At 60.2% G+C, this 6,004-nt stretch carries 4 protein-coding genes; 1 reads left to right on the top strand and 3 read right to left on the bottom strand.

Translation table 11 applies throughout. The features are described 5' to 3' along the window. Nucleotides 1–27: 27 nt before the first annotated feature. Nucleotides 28–1,128 carry a glycine-betaine demethylase subunit GbcB gene (gene gbcB / locus PMI23_RS26955; RefSeq protein ID WP_007911227.1) on the bottom strand — a complete coding sequence of 367 codons (1,101 nt, stop codon included), beginning with the start codon at nucleotides 1,126–1,128 and terminating at the stop codon, nucleotides 28–30. Between the two features lie 297 nt (nucleotides 1,129–1,425). Between gbcB and gbcA the strand changes: the two genes are divergently transcribed. Continuing rightward, a complete protein-coding gene (gene gbcA, locus PMI23_RS26950; RefSeq protein WP_007911229.1) occupies nucleotides 1,426–2,721 on the top strand; it encodes a glycine-betaine demethylase subunit GbcA in 1,296 nt (431 codons plus the stop codon). 115 nt (nucleotides 2,722–2,836) lie between these two features. Here gbcA and PMI23_RS26945 read toward each other — a convergent pair whose 3' ends face one another. Both PMI23_RS26945 and PMI23_RS26940 read right to left on the bottom strand, forming a co-directional pair. Beyond that, the gene (locus PMI23_RS26945) at nucleotides 2,837–4,081 is read right to left on the bottom strand and encodes a metallophosphoesterase family protein (RefSeq protein ID WP_007911231.1); all 1,245 of its coding nucleotides are present in this window, start codon (nucleotides 4,079–4,081) and stop codon (nucleotides 2,837–2,839) included. Between the two features lie 26 nt (nucleotides 4,082–4,107). Further along, complete coding sequence (locus PMI23_RS26940; protein WP_007911233.1) at nucleotides 4,108–5,976, bottom strand: hypothetical protein; 1,869 nt, start codon at nucleotides 5,974–5,976, stop codon at nucleotides 4,108–4,110. Between the last annotated feature and the right edge of the window lie 28 nt (nucleotides 5,977–6,004).

Raw genomic sequence — 6,004 nt, 5'->3', positions numbered from 1 at the left:
GGAGAGGGCTGGGGTGAGGGTTACCGATCAGAAATCGATACGCACATCCCCCTTCGGCACACTGCAGCACGACAAGATAAACCCTTCGGCCTCGTCGTCCTCGGTAATCCCGCCGTTGTGCTCCATCTCCACCTCACCGCCCAGCTTCAGCACCTTGCACGTCCCGCAAATGCCCATACCGCACGCCTTCGGAATCATCAGCCCCAGCTTGGCGGCCGCCGCATGCACGGTCTCGCCCGGTGCCACGCGAATGCTCTTGCCAGACGAAGTGAATTCGACCTGATGCAGATCCGCCGCATCGATTTCCGGTGCATCCGCAGCCTGCTCGGCCTGTTCGACCGCATCGGCACGGGCTTCCGGCGGCGTGGCGCCGAAGGATTCCTCGTGATAACGCGACATGTCGTAACCGGCCACTTCGAGCAGGCGCTTGACCGCGTTCATGTACGGCGTCGGGCCGCAGCAGAACACTTCGCGCTCGAGGAAGTCCGGCACCATCAATTCGAGCATCTTGTGGTTCAGGTAACCGCGATACCCGGCCCACGGCTCACCCAAGCCATGTTTCTCGCAAATCAGGTGCAGGCTGAAGTTGTCGATCCGCGACGCCATGTGTTCCAGCTCACGGTGGTAAATGATGTCTTTCGGCGAGCGCGCGCTGTGGATAAAGGTCATGTCGACGTTAGCGTTGGTGTCGTAGAACCAGCGCGCCATCGACATGCACGGCGTGATGCCGACGCCGCCGCTCAGATACAGCACTTTCGGGCTCGGGAAGTCGATGGCATTGAACAACCCGACCGGCCCGTGCACCGCCAACTCTTGCCCCTCATGAAGCGTGTCGTGCAGCCAGTTGGAGACCTTGCCGCCCGGCACCCGTTTGATCGTCACCGAAAAGCTGTACGGCACCGACGGCGAACTGGAGATCGTGTACGAGCGCATGATCGGCTGGCCTTCGATTTCCAGCTCCAGTGTGACGAATTGCCCGGGCTTGAAGAAGAACAGGATCGGCTGATCAGCCATAAAGCAGAAGGTGCGCACGTCCCAGGTTTCCTGGATGACTTTGACGCAACGGACGATGTGTCGGCCATTGGCCCAGGTCTGGGTGGTGACCGGATTCAGGAAGCTGTTGGACATGCTGTTCTCCACGGCCGACTGTCGGCCTCATGTCGGCGATTCTGCGTATAGCGCGAACCGCCCGTTTACCTATCCGCGACATCGGCATACTTATCGCGACCAGCCCCCAACCACCGGGGGTTGCGCGTCGGGAACAGATTGCACCATGTCGCCCATGGATAAGGTTCGCGGCAGCGCCGGCCCCACACTCGCCCCAACACCAAGACAGATTCTTTACACCTTGCGTAGCAACCGTTAGCAGCACACCTGATCAGCCACTTTTCGCCGGCCACGCAGATGGCCATGAGGATCACATCGATGGACGTCACCGCAAAAATCAGCCTGGGCGATCCGCTGGAACCCGCACGCAAGGCCACCGCACAAATGCTCCAGGAGCGCGAGCGCACGTTTTCGCTGCCGCAACCGTTCTACAGCGATGAGCGGCTGTTCGATATCGACATGCAGGAGATCTTTCAGAAAGAGTGGTTGATCGCCGGCATGACCTGCGAAATCCCGGCCAAGGGCAACTACCTGACCCTGCAGGTCGGCAAAAACCCGATCATCGTCATTCGTGGCGCCGAAGGCGTCGTGCACGCGTTCCACAACGTCTGCCGCCACCGTGGCTCGCGTCTGTGCACCAGCGAAAAAGGCAAAGTCGCCAAACTGGTCTGCCACTACCACCAGTGGACCTATGAGCTGGACGGACGCCTGCTGTTCGCCGGCACCGAAATGGGCGCCGACTTCGACATGAAGCAGTACGGCCTGAAACCGGTGAACGTGAAGACTGCCGGCGGCTACATCTTCATCAGCCTGGCGGAGAATCCGCCGGCCATTGATGACTTCCTGTCGACGCTGAACCATTACATGGAACCGTACGACATGGAGAACACCAAGGTGGCGATCACCACCACCTTGATGGAAAAGGCCAACTGGAAACTGGTGCTGGAAAACAACCGCGAGTGCTACCACTGCAACGCGTCGCACCCGGAACTGCTGAAAACCCTGCTGGAATGGGACGACGTCACCGACCCACGCGCCGATCAGGCGTTCAAGGATCACGTCGCCGCCTCCGCCGCTGCCTGGGAAGCCGAAAAGATCCCCTACGCCCACGCCAGCTTCGGCCTGCGCAACCGCATCGTGCGCATGCCGCTGCTCAAGGGCACCGTGTCGATGACCCTCGACGGCAAACAGGGCTGCGCGAAACTGATGGGCCGCATCAAGAACCCGGACCTCGGCTCGATGCGCATCCTGCACCTGCCGCACTCCTGGAACCACTGCATGGGCGACCACATCATCGTCTTCACCGTGTGGCCGATCAGCGCGCAGGAAACCATGGTCACCACCAAGTGGATCGTGCACAAGGATGCGGTTGAAGGCGTCGATTACGACGTGGAACGCATGCGTCAGGTATGGGACGCGACCAACGATCAGGATCGTCGTCTGGCGGAAGAGAACCAGCGCGGGATCAACTCCACCGCTTACCAGCCCGGGCCTTACTCCAAGACCTATGAGTTTGGCGTGGTCAACTTCGTCGATTGGTACAGCGAGCGCATGCTGAACAACCTTGGGGCCGAGCCTGCGCCTTACCTCAAAGGCGTGCCGGTCCAAGGCTAAAAGCATCGCTGGCAAGCCAGCTCCCACAGTGGTTGATGGTGTTCACAGATTCCGTGTACACCGCAAAACCTGTGGGAGCTGGCTTGCCAGCGATAGCGTCAGAACAGTCACCGCATCACTTCGATGACCACCTCACCGATCCATCCTCACCAATAAACTCCTCAAATATCTCCTCCCCCACCAACCTGATCTTCGCGTACCCGTTCAACACCCGCAGCGGATACGCCGGGTCGTTGGCATCCTGGGTCTCCGACCACAACACCCGCGAATGCCCGTTCAGCTCACTGGAATTGCCATACGGAATCGCCCCGTGCCCGGCACAACGCGCATGCAAACCACCCTGCTGCGCATACACGATGCCGTTGTGCAGATGCCCCCAATACCAGTAATCCGGCTCCCGCCCCAGCGCCTCGCACACCGGTTGATACAGCGCGGTCTTGTTGTGCCCGGAAATATCGAAGCCCTGATGATGGCTGAGCACCATGAGTTTCTTGCGTTTCGGCAGGCCTTTCATCCACGCGATCTGCGGCTCGTTCAAGGTGCCGTCCATGTACAGATTCATCGCGTCTGAGGCGTAGGCAGAATCCAGCCCGACCACCAGCCAGTCATCATTGATCAAGGCGAAGTAACTGGTGCCCTGCTGCCCGGGAAAACGCTTGGCCAGTTCCTTGAAATAGCCGTGTGCGCCGCTGTACATCTCGTGATTGGAATTGAGGGTGAATGAGCCGTGCGTGCCCAGCGGCCAACCGGCCATGTCGACGTCCTCCTGAGAGTGACTGCCGGCGTAATACACATCGCCCAAGTGAATGGTGAAATCGGCCTGGGCCAGTTGCATCTGATTGGCCACTGACACCGCCGGCGCATGACTATCGAACGGCCCGGTACCCCAATCGCCAGCGATCGCCAAGGTCACCTCGCGATCCATCTGCACTACCGCCGGGTCAGTGCCGAACGTCGCGTGATGGCGCAGGTTTTCGATCCACTTCAGTAGCGCCTCACTCCACAACAGATCGAGCAATTCCCACTTGCGACAACCGAGCAGCGTGCCGTCCTTCAACACCCGGGTCGCCAGTTGATCCGGTGATTGCGGCAGCGGCGTCGCATTGCCAATGCGCAGGATCGACAAGCCGTGCGACAACTCCCACGGCACGGCGGGTTCGTCGTCCGGCAACTCACCGTTTTTCAGCACGTACTGCGCCTGATCATGGCCGCGCTGCAGCAACTTGATGATCGCCTGAAACTCCTGCGGCTCCAGCTCGCTGATGAGTTTCATCCAGGCCATTTCCATGCGCGTGAACAAGCCGTGAATGCGCACTTTGACCTTGTCGTATTCGTGTTCCCAATGACTGACCAGTGACATGGCAAATTCCTCTATCCGTAAGGGTTTCACAGAGTTTTCATGAATTCGATCAGCGCGCGTTTGTCGTCGTCCGACAGCGTCGTGCCGTACAGGTGACCGCTGTTGTGATTGCCCTCCAGCCGCGTGTCGTATTTGAAGTCGGCCGAGGCTTTGGCCTGGGCACCGCTGGTGACGAAACCGACGTTGACCGGGTCGTAGACGTCAGAACCGGTGATGAACGTCTGCGGACGTTTTTCCGCGGGTTGCAGCAAGTCCCACAGCGTCGGCACTGAACCGTTGTGCAGGTACGGCGCGCGCAGCCAGACGCCGTCGGTGGGCGTGTTGCTGTAACTCTGGGTCTTGCGGTAGGCGCCGAAATCGAACGGCGGCTTTTTGAAGGTGTGGAACGCAGCCACCAGCCCCGTGGTGAACGAGTCGAGCCGGTGCGGATCGGTGCCGAGCTGATCGATGTTGGTGGTGACCTGCCCGGTATCGGCGCGCCCGAAGTCATGACAAGCCGCGCAATTGGCCTCCCAGATCGGCTTGCCCTGCGCGACTTTCGCTTGATCCAGCGCCCACGGCCACGCCGGTGCCTTGTGCCCGAGCAGCCAGTTGGTCACGCGATTGAAGCTCGGCGGCAGTACCGATTCCGGCGTCGCGCCCACGGCCATCGCGGCGGCGTAGTTGCGTTCGTGGATCTTGTTGTTATTGCCATCCCAATGCAGGTACATCGATTCCCGTGGTTTCTGGTTCCACACTTGCGGCAGGTCGACGGTGCCGATGGTCGAGTCATCCGGGAAGCCGAACACGACCATTTTCGTCGGGTTGAAGGTGTCGGTGCGGCCCGGGCCTTGTTGCGGACGCAGCTTCTGCCAGGCGTAGGCCTGTTTCTGCTTGAGCAGTGCGCTTTTGGCCATCGGCATGATCAGGTAGCGGTTGTAGAGCTTCTCGAAGAAGCCCAACTGGAACTTGCTGTTGATCGCCGCCATCACCGCGTCGGTGGTGAATTTCGGATCGCTGGCGCAATCGTAGGCGAACCACTGGAAGACTTGCAGTTGCAGGGTGTTGGCCGGCGCGCTCGGCACATTGACGGCGACGTCGCTGGCATTGGCCCGGTAGGAACCGGTATGGCACAGCGCGCAGTTCGGCTCTACCGTCGGGTAGCCGATTTGCCGTTTGGCCATGCCGATCGGCAGGTCCTTGCCGTTTTCAAAGAGGAAACCGAAAACCTCCCAGCCACCGGGTTTGGGCATTTTCTCCGGGCACATCTGCGGCAGCACGGCGAACAGGTAATACGGGATCCGTGCTTCGATACCGAGGCCAATGGCGGCGTACTTGTAGTGATCTTCGTCGGAGGCGTATTCCTGCTCAGGAACGACGCGGAGCATCTGATACCAGGTTTGGTAGCCGATAAAACCGAGCACGGCGACCACGATCAGCGTGCCGACCTTGAAGGCGTGGCTTTGCCATTGTCGCGCCCACGCCGCGCGCCACTCGCGCCAGCCATCGCAGAGCAGCGCCCACGGCCGGTTTTCCGGGGTGGTGCCGAGGTAGAGCAAAATGCCGAGGATCAGAAAGAAGCTCAGATCGCCCATCAACATCGGCACGAACACCGAGCCTTGAATGCTGGTGTTGATCAGATAAATCCAGAACACCACCGCGATCAATCGCGTCAGCACGCACAGCCAGGAATGCACCACGTAGCGCGGCGCGTTGAAGCCTGACGGCATGTAAAACACGCTGATGCCGACCAGCAGCATCCCGGCGTTTTCCAGCCATGGGTCGGAGAGTTGCGGCGGCAGCCCGACCACCGATGTCAGCAAGCCCGGCGCGAACAGCGCAGGGATGGCGAACACCATGTTCATCGCAATGCCGATCCAGATGAAGCGTTGAAACCAGCGGATGTAGCTTTCCATATCAGTTCCCCTGATCGTTCCCACGCTC

Origin of the sequence: Pseudomonas sp. GM24 (assembly GCF_000282235.1) — a bacterium.
In the GTDB taxonomy this organism is placed as follows: Bacteria; Pseudomonadota; Gammaproteobacteria; order Pseudomonadales; family Pseudomonadaceae; genus Aquipseudomonas.
This window is presented reverse-complemented; position numbering and strand designations above follow the sequence as displayed.